Origin of the sequence: Cobetia sp. 5-11-6-3 (genome assembly GCF_013374055.1) — a bacterium.
In the GTDB taxonomy this organism is placed as follows: domain Bacteria; phylum Pseudomonadota; class Gammaproteobacteria; order Pseudomonadales; family Halomonadaceae; genus Cobetia; species Cobetia marina.
Genome location: NZ_BLWJ01000007.1, coordinates 1 through 24,132 on the forward strand (window position 1 = coordinate 1; position 24,132 = coordinate 24,132).

Sequence of the window (24,132 nt, forward strand, 5' to 3'; positions counted from 1 at the left end):
GGCACCTGGAGCTTCACGCCGGCGACTGGCTTCGCCGATGGCGAACACGTCTTCAGCGTCACCGCCACCGATGCCGCGGGCAACGAAAGTGCACCGTCTGCCGACTTCACGCTCACCGTCGACACCACCGCGCCGGATGCACCGAGCCTTGCGCTCACCGCCGACACCAACGTCGCGGACGATGGCATCACCAGCAACGGGGAAGTCACCGTCAGCGATCTGGCAGCCGACGCTACCTGGGAGTACACCACCAACGGTGGCACGACCTGGGTCGATGGCACGGGGGCTACCTTCACTCTCGCCGAAGGCAGCTATGCCGATGGCACGGTGCAGATCCGTCAGACCGATGTCGCCGGCAACGTCAGCGACGCCGTGAATCTGGGCGCCGTCACCGTCGATGCCACCATCGCGGCACCGAGCCTTGCGCTCACCGCCGACACCAACGTCGCGGACGACGGCATCACCAGCAATGGTGAGGTCACCGTCAGTGGTCTCGAGACCGATGCCACCTGGGAAGTCTCCCTCGACGGCGGCACCAGCTGGGATGCTGGCACTGGCACCACCTTCACGCTGGACGAAGGCAGCTACGCCGATGGCGTTGTGCAGATCCGTCAGACCGATGTGGCTGGTAACGTCAGCAACGCCGTGAACCTGGGCGCCGTCACCGTGGATACCACCGACCCGACGGGCAGCATCGCCTTCGTCGATGGTGGCGATGGCCTCCTCAATCTGGCAGACATCAGCGCCGTCGATCTGACTGGCAGCATCGAGGCCGGCCTCGACAGCAGCAATGTCGTGATCACCATCACTGACAGCGCCGAGCCGGCCAATGAGGTCACCGTCGCCACAACTGACATTACGATCGACGGTGCCGGCAATCTGTCCGTAACCGGCCTGGACCTGAGCACCGAAACTTCCGGGCTCACCGAAGGCGTCCTCACCGTCTCGATGACCGTGACCGATGTAGCGGGCAATACGTTCGAGACCGACGGCACCACCACCAGTGATCTCACGACGCCTGAAGTCCCGAGCCTCGCGCTTACCACCGACACCAACGTCGCCGACGACGGCATCACCAGCAATGGTGAGGTCACCGTCAGTGGTCTCGAGACCGATGCCACTTGGGAAGTCTCCCTCGACGGCGGCACGACCTGGCTCGCGGGCACTGGCACCACCTTCACGCTGGACGAAGGCAGCTATGCCGATGGCGTTGTGCAGATCCGTCAGACCGATCTCGCGGGCAACGTCAGCGACGCCGTGAACCTGGGCGCCGTCACCGTGGATACCACCGACCCGACGGGCAGCATCGCCTTCGTCGATGGTGGCGATGGCCTCCTCAATCTGGCGGACATCAGCGCCGTCGATCTGACTGGCAGCATCGAGGCCGGCCTCGACAGCAGCAATGTCGTGATCACCATCACTGACAGCGCCGATCCGGCCAACGAGATCACCGTCGCCACAACTGACATTACGATCGACGGTGCCGGCAATCTGTCCGTAACCGGTCTGGACCTGAGCACCGCAACTTCCGGGCTCACCGAAGGCGTCCTCACCATCTCGATGACGGTGACCGATGTGGCGGGCAATACGTTCGAGACCGACGACACCACCACCAGTGATCTCACGGCGCCTGAAGTCCCGAGCCTTGCGCTCACCGCCGACACCAACGTCGCGGACGACGGCATCACCAGCAATGGTGAGGTCACCGTCAGTGGTCTCGAGACCGATGCCACCTGGGAAGTCTCCCTCGACGGCGGCACCACCTGGGATGCTCGCACTGGCACCACTTTCACGCTGGACGAAGGTGTCTACGCCGATGGCGTTGTGCAGATCCGTCAGACCGATCTCGCGGGCAACGTCAGCGACGCCGTGAACCTGGGCGCCGTCACCGTGGATACCACCGATCCGACGGGCAGCATCGCCTTCGTCGATGGTGGCGATGGCCTCCTCAATCTGGCGAACATCAACGCCGTCGATCTGACTGGCAGCATCGAGGCCGGCCTCGACAGCAGCAATGTCGTGATCACCATCACGGACAGCGCCGAGCCGGCCAATGAGTACACCGTCGACGCTGGCAACATCTCGGTCGGCACCGACGGCGCGCTCTCGGTGACTGGCCTGGATCTCTCTGCCCTCACAGCAGGCGCCCTCACCGTCTCGATGACCGTGACCGATGTAGCGGGCAATACGTTCGAGACCGACGGCACCACCACCAGTGATCTCACGGCGCCTGAAGTCCCGAGCCTTGCGCTCACCGCCGACACCAACGTCGCGGACGATGGCATCACCAGCAATGGGGAAGTCACCGTCAGCGATCTGGAAGCCGACGCCAGCTGGGAATACACCACCGACGGCGGCACCACCTGGGTCGATGGCACGGGGGCTACCTTCACTCTCGCCGCAGGCAGCTATGCCGATGGCACGGTGCAGATCCGTCAGACCGATGTCGCCGGCAACGTCAGCGACGCCGTGAACCTGGGCGCCGTGACCGTGGATACTACCGACCCGACGGGCAGCATCGCCTTCGTCGATGGTGACGATGGCCTCCTCAATCTGGCAGACATCAGCGCCGTCGATCTGACTGGCAGCATCGAGGCCGGCCTCGACAGCAGCAATGTCGTGATCACCATCACGGACAGCACCGAGCCGGCCAATGAGTACACCGTCGACGCTGGCAACATCTCGGTCGGCACCGACGGCGCGCTCTCGGTGACTGGCCTGGATCTCTCTGCCCTCACAGCAGGCGCCCTCACCGTCTCGATGACCGTCACCGATGTAGCGGGCAATACCTTCGAGACCGACGACACCACCACCAGTGATCTCACGGTGCCTGAAGTCCCGAGCCTTGCGCTCACCGCCGACACCAACGTCGCGGACGACGGCATCACCAGCAATGGTGAGGTCACTGTCAGTGGTCTCGAGACCGATGCCACCTGGGAAGTCTCCCTCGACGGCGGCACCACCTGGGATGCTCGCACTGGCACCACTTTCACGCTGGACGAAGGTGTCTACGCCGATGGCGTTGTGCAGATCCGTCAGACCGATCTCGCGGGCAACGTCAGCGACGCCGTGAACCTGGGCGCCGTGACCGTGGATACCACCGACCCGACGGGCAGCATCGCCTTCGTCGATGGCGCCGATGGCTTCCTGAACGTCGACGACATCACTGCCGTCGCCCTCAGCGGCAGCATCGAGGCCGGCCTCGACAGCAGCAATGTCGTGATCACCATCACGAACAGCGCCGAGCCGGCCAATGAGTACACCGTCGACGCTGGCAACATCTCGGTCGGCACCGACGGCGCGCTCTCGGTGACTGGCCTGAATCTCTCTGCCCTCACAGCAGGCGCGCTCACCGTCTCGATGACCGTGACCGATGTAGCGGGCAATACTGCCGAAGCCACCGGTGCGACCACCAGTGATCTGACCGCTCCGCTCGACAGTGCCATCGACTTCGTGGATGGCGATGATGGCCAGCTGAACGCCAGTGACATCACCGCCGTCGCCCTCAGCGGCAGCATCGAAGCCGGCCTCGACAGTAGCAATGTCGTGATCACCATCACGGACAGCGCCGATCCGGCCAATGAGTACACCGTCGACGCTGGCAACATCTCGGTCGGCACCGACGGCGCGCTCTCGGTGACTGGCCTGGATCTCTCTGCCCTCACAGCAGGCTCCCTCACCGTCTCGATGACCGTCACCGATGCGGCGGGCAACACTGACGAAGCCAGCGGTGCGACCACCAGTGATCTGACCGCTCCGCTCAACAGTGCCATCGACTTCGTGGATGGCGATGATGGCCAGCTGAACGCCAGTGACATCACCGATGTCGCCCTCAGCGGCAGCATCGAAGCCGGTCTCGACAACGGCAATGTCGTGATCACCATCACTGACAGCGCCGATCCGGCCAACACGTTCACCGTCGACTCCAGCAACATCACGGTCGATGACGAAGGGAATATCTCGGTGACCGGCCTGGATCTGTCCGCACTCACCGCAGGCGCGCTCAGTGTCGCGATGACCGTCACCGATGCCGCGGGCAACACCGCCACGGCCACTGGTGCTACGGAGAGCGATCTGACTGCACCTGATGCGATCGATAACACCATCTATGTTGTGAATGCGGTCGACGGCGAGATCAGTGCGGCAGCCTCTACCGATCTTCTACTTGCAGGTACGGTGGAAGAAGGACTGGATGTCGAAAATATCAATATCGTCATCACAGACAGTGAAGACAATTCCATTACGGTCAGTGATGATGACATCGTCATCGATGGCACTGGCCTCACGGTCGATGGTCAGGATATTTCCGGACTGGCTGATGGTGACATCGACGTCAAAGTGACCGTGACAGATGATGCGGGGAACTCCACTGACATCTCTGCCGAAATCACGAAGCTAGCTTCTGACTTTCTTAACTTCGATGAAAATACCCGTCTTATGGTATCTGAAACGGGTATTGCAGCCGCAACGATGGAAGCCTCTGATAGCCTGGCATTCGCTGATACCAGCAGCACAGCTGTTCTCTCACTCAGCTCCTCTACTGTGCTCACCAGCAATGGGGATGAATTGACCTGGGTCGCCAGCGAAGATGGCCAGACTCTTGAGGCACAGACCTCTGAGGGAACGGCTGTATTCCAAGTGACTGTCGTCGAAGACGGTTCTGATATCACCTATAGTGCTGTGCTACTGGGTAATATTGATCAGGATGAAGTTGATTCAACCACTGTCGATATACTGGTAACTCTCACTGATGGAGGTGCTACTACCAGTGGTACATTGGAAATCGTTATTGAAGACGATACGCCTAAGCTTGCAACAACAGCTGAAGTCGTAGCACTGAGCTTAGGGACTGATTATACCGGCAATATCTTTGATGGCGATGAAAGCTTAGGCTATGGCTTCGGTGCGGACTCCTCCAATGGCCAGGTACAGTCATTCACTCTGCAAGGTCTGACGTTCACTCTTTCGGATGATGGGACCTATGCGGATATCACGGGAACAAGTGACGTCTTCGACCTTAGTGCTGGCGATACCATCACGGTCGCCGATGGCATCCTAGCGGTAGAAACCAATTTTGGTGAGTCGTTCAGTATTGATATCAGCACCGGTGACTATACCTATAGTCACGATGGGAAATTCAGAGCTGCTGATGAAGCCAACACACGTCCGCAAGCCAACGTGACTGATAGTGACGGTGTGCTAGGCATTGTCGGCATCAATGTTCTTGATATCGTGACCTTGAGCGAAGATCAGCTTTATAGTGTCTATGATGCTGAAAATAATGTGACCTCAGTAACGCTTTCTACTAGTGGTCTTTTAAGTTCACTTACTGCTGTAGTAGATGAGTTATTACTAGGGACCATATCAACTCAGAATGCTATTGATTCATTATTGGGAACTAGCTCCTGGACTTACAGTGAAGTGCTTGCTTCAGAATTAGGTCTCACTGTTACCCCAGACACTGATACTGATTCCGAAAAGATTATCACAATTTCTGATAGTGATGGAGGCGAAGTTACTAACCTGGAACTCAACGAGCTCTTGGCGAGTATTGAGTTTACGATCTCGGTACCGGGATTATTGTCTCTACTTCTTGATTTAACAAGTTTAGACTCTGTTACAGACTCCATCTTGAGCAATACCACCATCTATGCGACTGATGCACTAGCTGCAACCTCGTCTGATACTGATGCTTCATTGGCTAATGTCGGTCTTCTTGTCGATGACTATGTCATCCCGGTTGATGAGGGTACTACTGGAAACGATACTGGGAGCGATAGCGTCACCGCGACCGAGCCAGGGTCCAACCTCTATGGCTACGCTGGTGATGATACGCTCATTGGTGGAAGTGGAAGCAATATCCTGCGTGGTGGGAGCGGTGATGACACCCTTGATGGTGCGGCTGGCAGCGACTTGCTGATCGGCGGTTCAGGGGATGACAGCCTGGATGGTGGGACAGGCGTCGATGTCATTCGCTGGGAGGCCGGTGATGAAGGTACCGTCACTACACCTGCAACGGATACCGTTCTGGATTTCAACAATGACAGTGAGGCCGATGCCCCAGCTGGCGATACCCTTGATCTGACTGATCTGTTGGATGGTGCCTACTATGTGGGCAGCACCAGCAACAATCTGGCGAACTACATCACTTTCGAGTATGTCGCGGCGGGCGTTGATACTGCGGCCTACACCGCCATCTATATCAGTACTACGGGTGATCTCAATCTGGCTACTGATGGATACAATGCCAATCAGATCATCAAGCTTGAAGGTGTGGACATCACATCCTCCGAAACATTGTCCGATAGTGACATCATTGATGCACTGATCACTGATGATCAACTGCTGATTGGTACTGAGGTCAATGAAACGAATGTCAGTGTCACAATCGTGGATGGTGATGGTGATACGGCAACTGGGGATATCACCTTCATTGGCAACGAAAGCTTGGACTCGGTAAGTAATGTCGCCCCTACTGTGACTGCGGATGATGACGAACTTCTCGGACTGGTGGGTCTAGAGGCGCTTGGCCTTATTGACCTTTATGATAGTAATATCTTTGTTGCAGATTCTGACAATAATCTGCAAACCGTAGTGCTTGATTATAGTGCGCTAGTTACGATTGACCCTGACTCTCTCATTACTGCTCCAGCATTTACCTGGAATAACGATTTAGCTAACGCTCTCGGCCTCATTGTTCAAGACACAGGTGACGAATTTGAGGGCATTATTGGTACCGTTGCTGCCAATGCTCAGATCACTATTACTGCAGCTGATGGCGGTGATATTGACAACGGAGCGCTAAATCAACTTCTCGCGACGGTCACACTGGATCAAGGAGGTATCAATCTCGTAGATGTGGAGCTCTTTGATGCTTTGAGCATTACTGCCACAGATGTTTATGACGCAGAAACGACAGGCACACTGTCCTCACTGGTTGACGTTGATCTTCTGGACAGCAGCTCGGTATTCAGCGGGATTGATGCTTCCTCTATTCTTATTGGAGACGTAGAGGCCGATGTTTTTGATGAGAGCAGCAGCGATACCAGTGTCTATCTCTACGGATTTGCGGGAAATGATGTTTTAACCGGCGGTAGCGCAAGTGATGCCCTCCAAGGTGGTGATGGCGATGACACTCTGATCGGGAATCTGGGAGATGATTACCTCTCAGGTGGCGCTGGCAGCAACATCTTCGATGGTGGTGAGGGCGATGACACCCTCGTGACATCTACTCTTACCTTCGAGGTCGACGGCGGTGCAGGCATTGATACCTTGAGCTTCGACAACACCGGGGAAAGCATTGATCTGACTGCGCTGCTGGATTCGAATGTTTCGGCGAACACCGCCACTAATGTCGAGGTATTAGATATCTCGGCCAGCAGCGAGACCGGCACCAGTCTGAAAATCGATGCCGATACGGTATTGAACCTCACGGATGACGATAACGAGCTGTATATCGATGGCGATGAGGGCGACAGCGTGGAAGCTGATGGGGCGACCACAACAGGCGCCACTGCCGAGTTCAACGGCACCACCTATGATACTTATCAACTGGGTGACGCAACGCTCTATATCGACCAGGACGTTACCGTGAATACCAATAACGGCTAGTCCCGGGATGCGCCTCTCAGGAGGCGCCTTCCCGATGAACAAGTACACACTGAACACGAATAAAGCGTCAGGATGACGCAACTTCAGGGATCACCCTGGGGCCAAGGAGTGACATGATGCCCACCCTATTTCGTTGTCCGTCCGCCATCGGACAGGCAACAACTCTGCGCATACGAATGAAGAAGCTTTCCATCGCCGTCTGTGTCGTCTCAGCCGGTCTGGCGAGTTCGCTACCGGCCAGTGCTCAGACGACACGTGATCTCGCCGAAGTTTTGGGCGATGTGCTCAGGCATGACCCTCGCATCGATGCCGCCCAGGCCAATGTCCGGGCCGCAGGGACGGATATCGAGATTGCCGAGGATGGCTACTGGCCACGTCTGGAAAGCAGCGTCGGCACCGAGGACAATTTCACGGAAGGCGGGTATCGCATCACGCTGAGCCAGATGCTCTATGACTGGGGGCAGGTGGAAGCCGAGGTTGAACAACGCAAGGCCGAGCGGGATGTCGAGCGTGACACCCTGGATCAGACCCGCATGGAGATCGCCCAGGAGGCGATCACCGCCTATATCGATCTCGGGGCCAACCGCGCCATGATGCGCCGCGTACGTGATTACATCGAGAAGCTCGAAAGCCTCGAGACGCTGGCCAATGATCGCACCTTCTCGGGCTATGGTGACCGGGTCGAGCTGGACCGAGCCGCCGTCGACCTTGCCAGTGCGCGTGAATGGCTGGCACGCCTTCAGGGCGATGCTGATACCGCCCGACAGGAACTCGAGATTCTCAGTGGACGCCCCTTCCAGGGCGTGGCCTTGAGCGCCCCGAAGCCACTGCCGATCGTGGCGGACCTGGCCCGCGACCCTGCCACTACCAATGCCGCCATCACCAACGCGCCGGCCTATCGCAGTCATGTCAGCCAGCAGAATGCCGCGCGCCACGCCTTGAGCCTGAGCGAGGCCGAGCGCTGGCCGGAATTGCGACTGGAGGCGACAAGCTCACGTTATGAGTCGAACGACGACATGGTCAGCGACTCCAGTATCGGCCTGCGTATCGAGGCCCCGGTCTTCCAAGGCCTGACGCCGTTGCGCCAGCCTGAAGCGGACCGCGCACGCCTGACCGCCGCCCAGTTCGAGACCGCCTCCACGGCCCGTGAGCTGCGCCGCCAGATCCAGCGACTGTCTGCCAGTCAGCCAGCGGTCGAGGCACGCATCAAGGCGCTGGATCAGCAGGCACGCAGCGGGGAGCGCCTGCGCAGCAGCTATCGGGACCAGTTCATCACCGGCTCACGCAATATCGAGGATCTGCTGACCATCGAAAGCGAGATCTTCGCGGCGCGTCGTCAGATGATCGAGCTCAACACCCAGCTGCTCACCGATCAATATGAACTCGCGACCCAGCTGGGCGCCCTGCCACTGGTCACCTCCCCCCTTCGCGCGCCATCCACCACTGCCGCGACATCTGAGATGACGAGTACTCACCTGTCTCATTCCCATCAGCCTGTCAGCCAGGGAGTCAGCCAATGAGCTCCGTACAGTCTGCCGCCGATACCCCGGTGGCCTCCCGACCCGACCCGCTGCTGGAGAGCGTTCGCCAGTTGCTGCGCCTGCAGGGCCACGGCATCGACCTCGAACGCCTGCGCCATGGCATGCCACTGACCAAGGGGCAGCTCGCGCCACAGGATCTGGAGCAGGCCCTGTCACGCCAGGGCATTGCCGCACGTCTGAGTCAGGCTCCCCTCGACGAGATTCCTGCCAGCCTGATGCCCTGCGTCGTGTTGCTGGAAGACGGCAGCAGCCGCGTACTGCTGGCCCATGAGGCGTCGCATCAGTGGCCTGAAACGTCGAGCATCGAATCGAGTGGCGAGCCGAGTGCCGAGTCGAGTGCCGACACGAGCGACACCCCGGCAGACGATGATACGGAAGCAGCCCCCAGCGGCCCCGCCTATCAGTTGCTCGACCCGCTGTCCGGGGGAGAGTACTGGCAGCCACAGGCCGAGCTGAACGCCGCATACGCCGGCATTGCGCTGTTCGCACATGGTGAGATCTCGCTGGATCGCGCAGAAGGTTACAGCCAGACCCGCCAGGGTCATTGGCTGACATCACGCCTCAAGTCCCATTGGCGAGTCTTCGCCGAAGTCGCACTGTCCTCGTCGCTCGCTGCACTGCTGGCCGTGGCCACGGCCCTGTTCGCGATGCAGGTCTATGACCGTGTGGTGCCGACCGGTGCCGTCGATACGCTGTGGGCGCTGGGTATCGGCGTGATTCTCGCCATCGCGCTGGAAGCGCTGTTGCGCGCACTGCGGGCGCAATTGATCGAGAACTCGGGCAAAAAGATCGATCTCGAGCTCAACGATCACATCTTCCGCCACGCCGTGCAGATGCGCCTGGCCTCGAAGCCGCGCTCCACCGGCGCGATGACCAGCCAGATTCGAGACTTCGATGCCATCCGCGAATTCTTCACCGCCTCGACCCTCGGGGCCTGTGGTGATCTGCCCTTCGCCCTGCTGTTCCTGGGCCTGATCGCCCTGCTGGGCGGCCCGGTGGTCTGGGTACCGGTGGCCGCCATCGTGTTGATGCTGATTCCCGTGCTGCTGGCGCAACCCTGGCTGTCACGCCTGTCCCGTGAGGGCATGCGCGAATCCGCGGTCAAGAATGGCGTATTGCTCGAGACCCTCGACAACCTCGAGAACCTCAAGGCCTGTCGCGCCGAAGGCCATGCCAGTCGCCAATGGCAGCGCCTGACCTCCGAGCAGACCCACCGTGGCGTCACCTTCCGCCATGCCGTCGCCTGGCTGACCAGCTGGGGCACCGGCATGCAGCAGCTGGCCTACGTCGGCGTCATCATTGCCGGTGTCTATCTGATCATGGCTGGCGAGTTAAGCGTCGGTGCCCTGATCGCCTGCTCGATCCTGTCGTCGCGCGCCATCGGCCCGACCCTGCAGATCAGCGCACTGCTGAGTCGCTGGCAGCACGTCAAGGTGGCCAAGGAAGGCCTGGATGCGCTGATGGAGACCGATATCGAGCGACCCGGTGATCGCCGCTTCGCGCGACTCGCCCAGGCTCGCGGTCACTATCATGCCGAGAATCTGCATTGGCGCTATGACGAGGAAGCGCCGGAGGCTCTGGCACTGGATCGCCTGAGCATCGCGCCCGGTGAACACATCGCGCTGCTGGGGGGCAATGGCGCCGGCAAGAGCACCCTGCTGCGACTGCTGGCCGGCTATTTCACGCCTACCAGCGGTGAACTGACCCTCGATCACCTCGCCCTGAGTCAGATCGACCCTGCCGACCGCCAACGCGCCATCGGCTACCTGCCACAGGACATCAGTCTGTTCAGCGGCACCCTGCGAGACAATCTGTGCATCGACGGACGGGATGTCAGCGACATGCGTCTCCTGGAGGTCCTCGAGATGACCGGCCTGGGCGACTTCGTGCGTCGTCATCCGCTGGGGCTGGACATGATGCTGCATGATCGCCACAGCCTGTCCGGCGGCCAACGTCAGAGCCTCGGTCTTGCCCGCCTGATCCTGCAGGACCCGGTCGTGGTGCTGCTGGATGAACCCACGGCCTCGCTGGATCAGGCCACCGAGCAGCACGTCATCAAGACACTTGGCCCGTGGCTTGCCGGCCGCACCCTGGTGCTTGCCACTCACCGCAAGTCGCTGCTCAGCTGGGTCGAGCGCGCGCTGGTACTGCGCCATGGCAAGCGCGTCATGGATGGCCCGCTGGATCAGATCATGGCCAGACAATCCGCCGGCAAGACACCGGCCACCTCCTCATCTCGCCAGCGCCAGGAGGCCTCATGAGCCAGCGTTTTGACCCCGAACTCATCAAACGTGAGCTGGGCGGCCCGGACCAGAGACTGGAAAGCCACTGGTCACGTCCGCTGCTGTGGGCCAGCCTGCTGGTGATAGCGCTCTTCGTGGCATGGTCCAGCTGGGCCGAAGTCAATGAAGTGGCCCGCGGTGAAGCCAAGGTAGTCCCCTCCTCGCGCCAGCAGACCATCCAGAGCCTGGAGGGCGGCATTCTCGACGAGATCATGGTTCGGGAGGGGGAAATCGTCGAGGCCGGTCAGCTGCTGGCCGCCATCGATGAAACCCGCTTCCGCTCGGCCTACATGGAGTCGCTGAGCCAGGCCCAGGCGCTGAGGGCGACCATCGGACGTCTGGAAGCCGAGGTACTGGACAAGGCCAGCATCGAGTTTCCGGAGGAGGTGCGTGACAACGAGGCGCTGACGGCCACCGAGCGTGAGCTGTTCACGGCGCGGCGCAAGAAGCGTGACAGCGCCTTGAATGCGGTCAGCAAGGAGATCACTGCGGCCCAGCGTCAGCTCGCGGTGATCCGCCCGCTGGTCAAGCGACGTGCCGTGGGCGAGATGGAGATGCTCAAGCTGGATCGCGAGATCGCCGAACTCAAGGGCCGTCAGGCCGAGATCCGCAATACCTATCTGCAGGATGCCTACGCCGAGCTTGCCGACAAGAAGTCCGAACTGGCGACACTGGAAGAGACTACCGTGCAGCGGCGTGATCAGCTGGATCGCACCCGGCTGCTCTCGCCGGTGCGTGGCGTGGTCAACAACATCGCCATCACCACGCGTGGCGGCGTCATCCCGCCCGGCGAGGAGATCATGCAGATCACCCCGCTGGAGGACACCCTGGTGTTCGAGACGCGCATCCGCCCGCAGGATGTCGCCTTCATCGCCCCGGGCATGCCGGCCACGATTCGCATCAGCGCCTACGACTATGCGGTCTACGGCACGCTGGAGGGCAAGGTGGAGCGCATCAGCTCTGACACCTTGGAAGAGGAAACGCCACGGGGTGAGGAAAGCTACTATCGCGTGCTGGTCAGCAGCGAGACCGCGGCGCTGGAGCACAATGGCGAGACGCTGCCGATCAAGCCGGGCATGGTCGCCACGGTGGACATCGAGACCGGCGAGCGCAGCGTGCTCTCGTATCTCCTGAGACCCTTCACGCGTCTGGAGCTGCGCTGAGCGCAAGCCTGATCATCAGATAACGGGCGTCTGGCGCAATGCCAGCATGTCCGGCCACAACCGCGCGAAGCTGTCCTCAAGCATCGCGCGGTTATCCGCCAGCCACGGCGTCATGTCCGCCAGCGGATTGGCGCCTGCTTCCAGATCCCCCACCTTGTGCGTACGCCTTCCGCTTCGCGTATCACTTTGCCTTCGCGTATCACTTTGCCTTCGTGAATCACTTTGCCTTCGTGAATCACTTTGCTGGCGAGGATCACTTGTCTGGCGTAACCGGCGTCTGGCCGTCATGCGCTCGCCGATGCTGGCAATGGTCGAGAGCGTGAACTCCAGCTCCTGATAGCGCCTGAGCGCATCGCGCACCTGAATCCACTCGATGAGGCTCGTCAGGCGTGACGGCACCTCCTCACGCGCCAACAGGCGATAGAGGCGCTCGATATCGTCATCGTGCATCTCACCAGCCAGCAGGTGATCCCACATCATGTCAAAGGCGATGCCGGCCACACGACGTGACGCGGGCGGTACCTGAGTCAACAGCCAGCGAGTTTCGGGATGGGCATCGATCACAGCATCACAGCGGCGATGGAAACGGATGCCGGCTTCTATCTCAGGCGACCAGCCGCTCAGGTCACTGCCGCGCACGCCGTCGGCAATCAGGTTGCCAAACAGGAAGTTATCGCTGCCCGCCAGACTCAGGTGCGCATGACCAAGAAAGTTCAAGTTGCTAGACTCCTGATATCATTACCCATTATTCAATATCCCCGTCCTCTTCTGACTATCGAGACCTCTGATGCCATCTGCGTCCATGCCTGCCAAGGCGCCCATCGTGCGCGATATCGTCCTGATCGGCGGGGGACATAGCCATGTTGGCGTGTTGATGCGTTTCGCCATGCAGCCTGAGCCTGGCGTACGCCTCACCGTCATCTGTCGCGACACCGACACGCCCTACTCCGGCATGCTACCCGGTTACGTGGCGGGGCATTACACCTTTGATGATGTGCATATCGACCTGCGTCGGCTGTGTCAGTTCGCCGGCGCACGCTTCTATCGGGATCAGGTGATCGATATCGACCGCGGCCAGCGCCGCGTGATCTGCGCCGAGCGCCCGGCGGTGGACTATGACCTGCTGTCGATCAATATCGGCTCCACGCCTCGCCTGTCCCACATCGACGGTATCGGTGATCCCGAAGCGGCTGATGCCCCCGTGGTGGCGGTCAAACCGATCAGCACCTTCCAGCAACGCTGGCTGAGACTGCTTGAGCGCGCCAAAAGCGCCAAGCGGCCTCTCGACATCGTGCTGGTCGGCGGCGGTGCCGGCGGGGTCGAGCTGCTGCTGGCCATCCAGCAGCGCCTCGCCGCCGAGTTGCCCGCTGCGCTCGCGCCGAACCTGACGCTGATCACCCGCGGACAGCGCCTGTTGCCGACCCATTCTCCTGAGGTCAGCGCTGCACTCGCCACCACCTTGCATGAACGCGGTATCCAGGTGCATTTCGGTGAGGAGATCACCGCTGTAGACGCTTCCACGACGTCATCCCAGCGCCAGCTGATCAGTGCCAGCGGCAGCCGCCATCCGGCCGACGAGGCCATCTGGGTGACACGCGCCGGAGGGGCACGCTGGCTGGAGAAGACAGGACTGAGCCTGGATGAGGATGGCTTTCTCAAGGTGCGCGATACCCTGCAGACACTTGAGGATGATGCCATCTTCGCCGCGGGCGATATCGCGCATCAGGTCAATCATCCGCGTGAAAAGGCCGGCGTATTCGCCGTGCGCCAATCACGGCCGCTGGCTGACAACCTGCGCCGCGCCGTGCGCGGAGAGTCACTACATCCCTATATTCCACAGTCCCGCTGGCTGGCCCTGATCAGCACCGGGGATCGTGATGCCATTGCCTCACGCGGCAATCTTGGGCTGGTGTCGCCGTGGCTGCGTCCGTGGCTGTGGCGCTGGAAGGATCATATCGACCGCCAGTTCATGGCACGCTTCACTGAACTGCCCAGCATGCAGGACGCTGCGGACACCGGCGGCCTGACAGGATTGCAACAGCGCATCAGCGCTGCCTGGCAGGCGCTCAAGGGCGGCGATGGCAGGCTCCACCCGCGCCTGACCGCCGAGCTGGATGAGCAGGAAGCGCATCAGGCCCTGTCCGCATTGGCGATGCGCTGCGGCGGCTGTGGCGCCAAGGTCGGTGCCAGCGTGCTCTCCCGAGCGCTGCAGAGCCTTGCCCCGCGCGAGAACGCGGACGTGCTGGTCGGGCTGCATGCCCCGGATGATGCCGCCATCGTGCGAGTGCCCGAGGGTCAGGCACTGGTACACAGCGTCGACTTCTTCCGCGCCTTCATCGATGACCCCTATCTGTTCGGGCGCATCGCCGCCAATCACGCGCTGGGCGATCTCTACGCCATGGGCGCGACGCCGCATACGGCGACGGCGGTGGCCACGGTGCCACAGGGGATCGAGCGCAAGGTCGAGCCGCTGGTACGCGAGCTGATGCAAGGCGCGACCGAGGTGCTCAACGAGGCAGGCTGTACACTGGTCGGCGGACATACCGGCGAGGGGCAGGAACTGGCGCTGGGCTTCGCCCTCAATGGCCTGGTGGAGGAGAATCTGGCCGGCGTCACCTGCAAGGGCGGCATGCAGCCAGGCGAGGTGCTGATCCTCACCAAGGCCATCGGCACCGGCACCCTGCTGGCAGCGCACGCACGCCTGGAAGCGCGCGGCCGCTGGATCGATGCCGCACTGGAGAGCATGCAGCAATCCAGTCAGCAGGCGGCAAATATCCTGCGCGCCCATCAGGCGAGCGCCTCCACCGATGTCACCGGCTTCGGCCTGCTCGGTCACCTTGTGGAGATGACCCGCGCCAGCGGCGTGGATGCCGAACTCGAGATCGACGCCCTGCCGATACTGGACGGCGCCGAGGACTGCGTCGCCCGCGGGGTGGTCAGCTCACTGCAACCGGCCAACCTGCGTCTCAAGCGGGCCCTGAAGGATCAGGCCAGCGTCATCGATCATCCGCGCTATCCGCTGCTGTTCGATCCACAGACCGCCGGCGGCCTGCTGGCCAGTGTGCCGGCCGGTGAGGCCGAGTCCTGCCTGGCCGCGCTCAAGGCCGCCGGCTATCACGCCAGCGCCATCATCGGGCGCATCCTGCCACAGGGTGATGCGCTGGCGCCGATCAGCATCAAGCGCTGAACGCGGCGAGACAACTCACCGACGACGTCAGCCGCCCCCTTGCCGCCGGTCTTTTGCCCCCCACGACAAGACGCCCGCCAGATCTCTCTGGCGGGCGTCTTGATCTCTGCAGCACGCAAGTCCGAGAGCTAGCTCACTTCGGCCATCTCACCTTCGACTGGCTCCGTTCGGCCATCTCGGTTCGGCCGGCTCAGGCTTCCGCTTCGCGCTTGAGCGCCTCGAAGGACTCAACGAAGGCATCCATCGTCTCGGCACAGTAATCCCGCAGCCCACTGACGACCAGCTTCTTGGAGCCACTGCCGATGCACTGCTCGCCATCATGGATGCCGAATTCGAGCAGGGTATCACCACGCTTGCCGTTGACCTCAAGCGAGGAGCGCACGAAATCAAGATGCAGATCGGCGATATCGAGCCGTTCGAAACAGAAGCCCATGCTGTCATAGATCACCAGCGGGCGGGCAGGATTGAACATCACGCCCTTCTCCAGCATCAGCGGCTGCAGGAAGTGCGGGAAGTTGCGCCCGGAGAAGGCGATATACTGGCGAGTGAAGTTGGCGACCACTTCCTCGTCATGGGTGGTATCACCGCTGCGCTCGACCGTCAGATAGACCTTGCCGGCTTCATCGCGCACCAGCAGGGACACGCCATTTTCGTCGGGTTCTTCCAGCGCTTCGAAGATCAAGGGCACATCATTGCCGACCATGCCGCAGAAACGGATGGTCATGCACTGTGAAAGGCCGAATTTCGCCAGCAACAGGGAGAACAGCAGGTCGCCGGGCACACAGAAGCGTCGCGCATCCGGGTCATGAATGGGGTTGTAATCCCCCGCCATCTGCTTGGCGAAGCGACTGGCCTGCTCGGCGGTGATCCGCACGCGGCCATCTTCGACCCGGTGAAACTGATCAAGAAACATGGACTGCCTTCCTGCCCTGCTTGAATGATGATCGATGGCCCGTCCTGAACCATCGCGGAAATGCCTCCGAGGGGAGGAATCAAGGGTGACACGCTTTCACGCCTGTCCAGCAGACGTGCCATGAGGCTGCCATGACACGTCGATCACGGGATTTTACCACTTGCTGACAGGCAGATGGTGACTCGTGACAGGCTTTGCAAGAGTTTGCAGCCCGACAGATGGCCATATACTGTATATAACCCCATGCTTTCGGGCAAACCGCTGCACTGCCCGCCACTTCGACAGGTCGCCATGCAAGCCGCTCCCCTCGACAATCCGCGCTACTACCTGGCCAACTTCGATACCCTGCTCGATTGGGTCTGCCAGTGCCACGCCGATCTGCTGACAGAGGCGGAGCGTGCCACGGTGGACGCCATCACGCGCCTGCCGGAGCCTTCACGGGCCCTGCTGGTCCGCCTGCTGATGCGCAAGGGCGATCATTTCGAGGGCACGCAGCTGCATTATGCCGAAATCGGTGACATCGAGGCCGCAAGCCAGCCTCTGATCACACCGATCGCCGACAGTGCCACGCCTGATGGGCTGTGCCGCCTGAACGCTGACCTGAACCTGGAGGAAATGCTGTCACTTGTGACACTGCCGCGCTTGAAGGACGCCTTCCCCGAGCTGCCAAGAAGCACGCCCAAACGCCGGATGCCGGATGCCCTCAGCGAGCTGCTGGTAGATACCACGCCACGGTCACTGCCCGAGTGGCTGAATGACCCCACCGCCAACACGCTGAGTGTTGGGCTTGGTGAGCTGTCGCAACGCCTGAGCCTGATGTTCTTCGGCAACCTGCGCCAGACTCTGTCGGACTTCGTGCTCAGTGAACTGGGCCTGCTGCGCTGCGAGGCGGTCGCGCTTTCCCCAGACTCGCGCGCCTTCACCCAGCGCTGGGAGGTGGATCGTTATCTGGCCCTGGAGCAGCTGCGTGAGGACTGGCAGGCGGCCAGGGAGCGTCTGAATCGTGAGACGGCGCATGCTGAACTGGAGCCGCATTGGCAGCGCATCATCTCGGCCCTGGACGAGCCGACATCGTCAGAAGCCGACGCGACAGAGGCGAATCGCGCCAATGCCTGGCTGGCACAGCGACGTGACCGGCTGCGTTTCTCGCTGGCGCGCGATGCCGAGCGTCAGGGCTGGCATCACGCAGCCGCACTGCAGTACGCCTGCCTCGAGAACTCCGCCTACGCGCCGCGTGCCATGCCGCGCCGAGTGAGAGCGCTGGAGCTTTCCGGCGATATCAGCGCAGCCCACGCGCTGGCCTGCGAGCGTCTGGCGCGTGCTGACATCACGCTGGACGAACAGCTGGCACTTGAGCGCGCCCTGCCTCGCCTGTGCCGTGGCCTTGGCTTGCCCGCGCCCAGACGCGCCAAGGCGCCGGCCACGCCGCAGATCACCCTTACGGTGCCGGACCTTGCCACCTCGGCCGCCGCCGGCATCCATGGGGTCGAGCGCGCGGCCGCCCATGCACTGGCCACGCCCGAGGCACCGGTCTTCTATGTCGAGAATGGTCTGCTCCCCGCGCTCTTCACCCTGTTGTGCTGGGACGTGCTGTTCGCGCCCCTGCCGGGAGCCTTCTTCCACGCCTTTCATACCGGTCCGGCGGACCTCTACCGCCCTGACTTCGTCAACCGTCGCCAGGCCGCTTTCGAGGACTGCTTCGCGCGCCTGTCCGATGGCCGCTACCGAGAGACGATTCGTGAGCGTCATCAGCAGAAACAGGGTATTCAAGCGCCCTTCGTGCATTGGCCGCTGTTGAGCGAGGAGCTGCTGTCCCACGCACTGGACTGCATCCCCCCGGCACATCTGGAGGCCTGCTTCCGACACCTGCTGGCCAATCCCCGCGAGCATCGCGCTGGCCTGCCGGACCTGATCCAGTTCTTCCCCGAGAACAGCCGCGAGCGGTACCGGATGATCGAGGTCAAGGCACCCACCGACCGCCTGCAGGACAACCAGCGTCAGTGGCTGGCCCTGTTCGCCCGCCATGCGATTCCGGCGCTGGAGTGCCGTGTCGAATGGCAGACCGTAAACGCCTCTGATGCGTCCGTCGAGGACGAGGCCACAGCACGCAAGGCACCGACTGCGCGATGATCACCGCCGACACCTCAAGCAGCGTACCCGAGCGCTATCGGATCGCGGTACGCGAGCTGTGCGCCTTCGCCGCACGCGAGGGCGATCTGGACCTGCGCTTCACGCCCTCGCCCACCGCTCAACAGGGCATTCGCGGCCATCAGCGCATCGTGCGTCGGCGTGGCAAGGACTACGAAAGCGAGATATCACTCTCCGGCTGCATCGACAATCTCGAGATTCGCGGCCGCGCCGATGGCTATGATCCCAGGCGCAACTGTCTCGAGGAGATCAAGACCCACCGTGGTGACCTGTCCCGTCAGCCCGCGAATCACCGCGCCCTGCACTGGGCCCAGGCGCGTGTCTACGGTGCCCTGATGTGCCGCAGTCGCGATCTCGAGGGCATCACGCTGGCGCTGGTGTATCTGGATATCGCCGCGGACGCACCAGCCAGCGCTGCCAAGGATGAACCGGAATCCGGCGGTGACTCCATCGGGGCTTCACAGGATGAACAACGCCTGGAAGCCTGGTGGAGTCGCGAGGCGCTGGAAGCGGAGCTTGCACGTCTGGCCGCACGCTTCAGCGAGTTCGCCGCCAATGAACTGGCGCATCGCCGCGCCCGTGACAGCGCCCTTGGCACGCTTGCCTTCCCCTGGCCTGCCTGGCGCCCCGGTCAACGCCAGCTGGCCGAGCATGCCTACAAGGCGGTGATGACCGGACGCGAGCTGCTGGCCGAGGCGCCGACCGGCACCGGCAAGACGCTGGCGACGCTGTATCCTGCGCTGCGTGCAATGCCCAGAAACGGCACGGACAGACTCTTCTACCTCACCGCCCGCACTCCGGGCCGCGCGCTGGCGCTGGACGCGCTGACCACCCTGGTGCCAGAGGTAGTCGAGAACGCGGAATCACCGGACACGCCTGCCGCAACGCTGCGCATTCTGGAACTCGGCGCGCGCAGCAAGACCTGTGAGCACCCGACTCTCGCCTGTCATGGTGAGTCCTGCCCGCTGGCGCGCGGCTTCCATGATCGCCTGCCTGCGGCACGCTCTGCCGCGCTTGCCGATTGCCAGCCACTGACGCTGGCGACGACACGCCGACACGCCCTGGCCCATGAGATCTGCCCCTACTTTCTCGCCCAGGAGCTCTCGCGCTGGGCGGATGTGATCATCGGAGATCACAACCACTACTTCGACAGTCATGCGCTGCTGTTCGCCCTGACCCAGGCCAATGACTGGCGCTCCGTGGTGCTCGTCGATGAAAGCCACAACCTCATCGAACGCGCCCGCGGCATGTACAGCACCGAACTCGACGCCCGACAGTTCCACTTTCTGCTCAAGCAATTGAGTCGCACGGGCCATCCGGCCCCGCTGCGCTCGGCCTCCCGCACGCTGGCCCGGCAGTGGCGAGCGCTGGAGCAGCTCGGGCCGGAAAACGGCAGCTCAGGGAATCCAAGCAACGGGAACGGCAGCATCGATGACGGCAGTCAACAGGCACGTCTTGCGCTGGAGACGTTGCCCGGCGACTTCCTCAAGGCGCTGACGCAATGGACGGGCGCGATGGGCGACTGGTTGGCGGAGCCTGACAAGGCCGCAACCCCTCCTGCGGCCAGGCAACAGGCAGCGCGAGCAACGGCCACACAAGCCCCAGAACAGCTGGGCCTGATCGCGAGCGATGCCGTTCCCCTTGCCTCAAGCACCACCCCATCAGACTCCAGTCCGAGATCCACCGCGGCCAGCCGTCGCGTGGAGCCTGACGGCGAGATGATGGAGGCCTATTTCGCGGCGCTGACGCTCACGCGACTCGCGGAAGGCTTTGGCGATCACTCGCTGTTCGAGGTCGAACTCGCCGCCACTAAACCACCGCGTCAGGCAACGCTCTCCAGCGGTTCAAGCTCACGCTCCGGCGCAGCATCGGCTGTAGGAGCAGAAGCAGAAGCAGCAGCCCGGCCTCGCAAGCCCCGAGGGCGCAGCGTGCGCCAGATACAGCCGCGACTGCGCTGCGTCAGCCCGGCGCCGTGGCTGGCCCCCCGCCTGCGCGCCAGCCACGCCACCCTATTGTTCTCGGCCACGCTCAATCCGCCGGCCTATCATCACCGCCTGCTGGGACTGGCGGACAATGCAGTCTGGTTGAGTGTCGAGTCGCCGTTCAGGGCGACACAGGTACAGGTCAGTCGCCATCGACTCTCGACCCGCCTGCGGGACCGCGAGGCCTCCTGCCGGCCCATCGCCGAACTGATGGCCCGCCAATATCAGCAGCGCCCGGGCAACTATCTGGCATTCTTCTCGAGCTTCGCCTATCTCGAGCAGGTCGCCAGCACCCTGCAACAGCTGACGCCGGAGATTCCCCAATGGCGCCAGACCCGTGCCATGACGGAAGCGGAGCGCACCACCTTCATTCAGCGCTTCACCCCCGACGGCCAGGGCATCGGTTTCGCGGTGCTGGGCGGTGCCTTCGGCGAAGGGATCGATCTCCCGGGGACGCGTCTGATCGGGGCCTTCATCGCCACCCTGGGGCTTGCCGGCTTCAGCCCGGAGAATGAAGCGCTCAAGCAGCGCCTGGCGCAGTGGCTCCAAAGCGATGCCCTGCGTCGTAGCCAGCCGGAACAGATGGAGGGTCCAGCGAGCGAGTCTCCCGACGATACCCGTGCACCGCGCCCTGTCATCCAGCCCTTGAATGCCGATGACTGCACCTATCTGTACCCGGGGCTCACCAGAGTGGTGCAGGCTGCCGGCCGCGTGATTCGCAGCGAGCAGGATCAGGGCGTGATCCACCTGATCGATGACCGCTTCCTGCGCCCGGAAGTCGCACGACTGCTGCCGCGCTGGTGGACGCCGACAGACTGACGCGAGCAGGATGACGCCAGGCGTGCCTTTGCCCCGAGATGGCACAAAGCCTGCACGTCAATGGGCAATAGAACAGTGCCTCATCCCCTTTCCGCTCCCCGGTCGCAAGGAAGCCGAACGATGCCAGACAACGACAACGCCCTGTGGGGCGACGACTATCCGCGGGATCTGATCGGCTATGGTGCCAATCCCCCCCATGCCAACTGGCCGGGGGGTGCCAGGATCGCCGTGCAGTTCGTGCTCAACTATGAGGAAGGCGGCGAAAACTGCCTGCTGCACGGTGACAGCGAGAGCGAGAAGTTTCTCTCCGAGATCATCGGTGCCGAGGCCTACCCCGCGCGGCACATGAGCATGGAGTCGATCTACGAATATGGCTCGCGCAGTGGCGTGTGGCGGATTCTTGATGAATTCAAGCGCCGCGAGCTGCCGCTGACGGTCTTCGGTGTCGGCATGGCGCTGGCGCGGCATCCGGATCTGGTCGCACGCTTCCTGGAGGATGGTCATGAGATCGCCAGTCACGGCTGGCGCTGGATTCATTATCAGCACATGGATGAAGCCCATGAGCGCGCCCATCTGGAACGCGCGGTGGAAAGCTATCGCGAGCTGGTCGGTCATGCGCCACAAGGCTGGTATACCGGGCGCGACAGCCCCAACACCCGCCGACTGGTGGTGGAGCACGGCGGCTTCACCTACGACAGCGATTACTACGGCGATGACCTGCCGCTATGGATGGAGGTGACCACCGCCAATGGCGAGCAGGTGCCGCATCTCGTCGTCCCCTACACCCTGGACACCAATGACATGCGCTTCGCCAGCGCCCAGGGCTTCAACAACGGTGAGGACTTCTTCCAGTACCTGCGTGACGCCTTCGACGTGCTCTACGCCGAGGGCGACACGGCACCCAAGATGCTCTCCATCGGGTTGCACTGTCGGATCGCCGGACGACCGGGACGCTTCGCGGCACTGAAACGCTTCCTCGATTACGTCCAGTCCCACGACAGGGTATGGATCACCCGTCGCATCGATATCGCCGAGCACTGGCAGCGTGAGCATCCCTATACCCCCGCCAGCTGACATCGCAAAAAGAACGCCGCAGCCCTTTCGGAATGCGGCGTTTGTGGTTGAATCCAGCGAAGGTCAGCGATCGCACCTTCAAGGCTGCGCCAGTCAGTCTTCCAACATGCAGGCCAATGCCAGCAGGCTCTCATCACGGCCCGGCAGGCCCAGCAATGAGACGCCCCAGGGCGGTGGTGCAGCCTCCTCCGGCAGGCGCGCTGCGTCATCGGTCAGCCACGGCAGACTCAATTGCGGTGCGCCATTCAAGCCGGCCAGTGCGGTGAGTCCCATCAGCCGGTGACGATAGGCCTCCATCTCCTCGAGGCTTGCGCCCAGCAGCGGTGAAGCGCCCGGCGTGGTGGGCAGCACGAACACCGCCTCGCTGGTGGCCTCGGCCTGGGCATGGGCAGCCGCACTGCCATCGTCGCAGGCACTCTCGCCGCCCTCATGACTGGCTGCCAGCTGCTGGCGGTACCAGCGGCGGACGGTGTCTGCCTTGGCTTCTGCTGCCTGCTCGTCAGTATCGCTGAGCGTCATGCACCATTTGAGGCGCGCCGCGATATCCGGATTCAGCTGCGGCCAGCGAGAGTCGGGGCCCTGCTCCGGTGTACTCAACCATGCCTGGTGCGTACGACGAATCTCGCAGCCCTGCAGAATCCGAAAGGCCTCACTGGCCCTCGCCATGAAGGCCTGGCTGAACATTCGCCGCTCGCAGCGAAAACCGAGTGATTCTAGACGACGCGCCAGCGGCCCCAGCAGTCGCTGATAAGGCCCCGCCGCCAGCCCTTCCGGCACCAGCAGGATGAGTCTTGCCGGCAAACGAGTCGCTGTCGTTGGCGGCATCAACACCTCACTGACCTGCGTCAGCGTCGCGAGATCCCGCGTCATCCAGCCGATGGTATCGAAGCGCGGCGCCAGCGGCTTGAGGCCTGACGTGTCAATGCGGCCATGGGTCGGCCGCAGCCCGTAGAGCCCACAGTAGCTGGACGGCACGCGAATGGAGCCACCGGTATCGGTTCCCAGCCCGATCTCCGCCTCACCGCGCGCCACCGCTACTGCAGAGCCTACGCTTGAGCCTCCCGGCAACCTCAGCGGCGCACGCGGGTTCTGCGGCGTGCCGTAATGGGCATTGGTGCCATTGAGGCTGTAGGCCAGCTCATCGGTAGTGGTGCGCGCCCGATAATCGGCCCCCGCCTTCTGAAGCGCCAACACGCTGGGCGCCGTCCCCCGCTCGATGGGAGCGCTCGCCAGCAGGTCAGGATTGCCCTGTCCGGTGCGCTCGCCCTTGATCGCGAACAGATCCTTCACCACCAGTCGCTTGCCCTCAAGAGACCCCTCTCCCTTCGGCCCGGAGAAACGCGCCGGGGCAACATAGATACGCTTGTCCATCGGGACCGACTCCTTTCGACTCATCAGGGGGTTCGCCTTCG

Annotated in this window: 11 protein-coding genes and 1 pseudogene; 9 read left to right on the forward strand and 3 right to left on the reverse strand. The window is 62.3% G+C overall.

Annotated elements, in window-relative coordinates; genetic code table 11:
• From HXS66_RS17600 to HXS66_RS12280, 5 genes and pseudogenes are all read left to right on the forward strand, one after another.
• A pseudogene (locus tag HXS66_RS17600) lies at window positions 1–69 on the forward strand (hypothetical protein); the annotation flags it as partial.
• A gap of 258 nt (window positions 70–327) precedes the next feature.
• Window positions 328–7,611 carry a hypothetical protein gene (locus HXS66_RS12265; RefSeq protein WP_218015175.1) on the forward strand — a complete coding sequence of 2,428 codons (7,284 nt, stop codon included), beginning with the start codon at window positions 328–330 and terminating at the stop codon, window positions 7,609–7,611.
• A gap of 116 nt (window positions 7,612–7,727) precedes the next feature.
• Entirely contained in the window at window positions 7,728–9,131 is a 1,404-nt protein-coding gene (locus HXS66_RS12270) for a TolC family protein (protein ID WP_176503643.1), read from the forward strand.
• A complete protein-coding gene (locus HXS66_RS12275) occupies window positions 9,128–11,413 on the forward strand; it encodes a type I secretion system permease/ATPase (RefSeq protein WP_176503644.1) in 2,286 nt (761 codons plus the stop codon). The genes HXS66_RS12270 and HXS66_RS12275 overlap by 4 nt, the downstream gene beginning before the upstream one ends.
• Window positions 11,410–12,597, forward strand: coding sequence for an HlyD family efflux transporter periplasmic adaptor subunit (locus HXS66_RS12280; protein ID WP_176503645.1), 1,188 nt, complete (start codon window positions 11,410–11,412; stop codon window positions 12,595–12,597). Before HXS66_RS12275 ends, HXS66_RS12280 begins: the two co-directional genes overlap by 4 nt.
• A gap of 15 nt (window positions 12,598–12,612) precedes the next feature.
• On the opposite strand, the gene HXS66_RS12285 is transcribed toward HXS66_RS12280, so the two are convergent.
• Complete coding sequence (locus HXS66_RS12285) at window positions 12,613–13,314, reverse strand: ACP phosphodiesterase (protein ID WP_176503646.1); 702 nt, start codon at window positions 13,312–13,314, stop codon at window positions 12,613–12,615.
• A gap of 70 nt (window positions 13,315–13,384) precedes the next feature.
• On the opposite strand from HXS66_RS12285, the gene selD reads away from it, so the two are divergent.
• Window positions 13,385–15,784, forward strand: a complete 2,400-nt coding sequence (gene selD / locus HXS66_RS12290) for a selenide, water dikinase SelD (protein WP_218015176.1) — start codon at window positions 13,385–13,387, stop codon at window positions 15,782–15,784.
• Between the two features lie 190 nt (window positions 15,785–15,974).
• On the opposite strand, the gene HXS66_RS12295 is transcribed toward selD, so the two are convergent.
• On the reverse strand, window positions 15,975–16,697 hold the full coding sequence (locus HXS66_RS12295) for a DUF3581 family protein (protein ID WP_077376644.1): 723 nt from the start codon (window positions 16,695–16,697) through the stop codon (window positions 15,975–15,977).
• Window positions 16,698–16,988: 291 nt separating this feature from the next.
• On the opposite strand from HXS66_RS12295, the gene HXS66_RS12300 reads away from it, so the two are divergent.
• The 3 genes from HXS66_RS12300 to puuE all read left to right on the forward strand — a co-directional run bounded on the left by HXS66_RS12300 (window position 16,989) and on the right by puuE (window position 22,720).
• Window positions 16,989–18,827 carry a VRR-NUC domain-containing protein gene (locus HXS66_RS12300; RefSeq protein WP_255303229.1) on the forward strand — a complete coding sequence of 613 codons (1,839 nt, stop codon included), beginning with the start codon at window positions 16,989–16,991 and terminating at the stop codon, window positions 18,825–18,827.
• Window positions 18,824–21,646 (forward strand): ATP-dependent DNA helicase, encoded by a 2,823-nt coding sequence (locus HXS66_RS17470; RefSeq protein ID WP_176503648.1) that lies wholly within the window; start codon window positions 18,824–18,826, stop codon window positions 21,644–21,646. The genes HXS66_RS12300 and HXS66_RS17470 overlap by 4 nt, the downstream gene beginning before the upstream one ends.
• 120 nt (window positions 21,647–21,766) lie before the next feature.
• Entirely contained in the window at window positions 21,767–22,720 is a 954-nt protein-coding gene (gene puuE, locus HXS66_RS12310; protein ID WP_218015177.1) for an allantoinase PuuE, read from the forward strand.
• A 93-nt stretch (window positions 22,721–22,813) separates the two neighbouring features.
• On the opposite strand, the gene HXS66_RS12315 is transcribed toward puuE, so the two are convergent.
• Window positions 22,814–24,091, reverse strand: a complete 1,278-nt coding sequence (locus tag HXS66_RS12315) for an amidase family protein (protein WP_176503649.1) — start codon at window positions 24,089–24,091, stop codon at window positions 22,814–22,816.
• Between the last annotated feature and the right edge of the window lie 41 nt (window positions 24,092–24,132).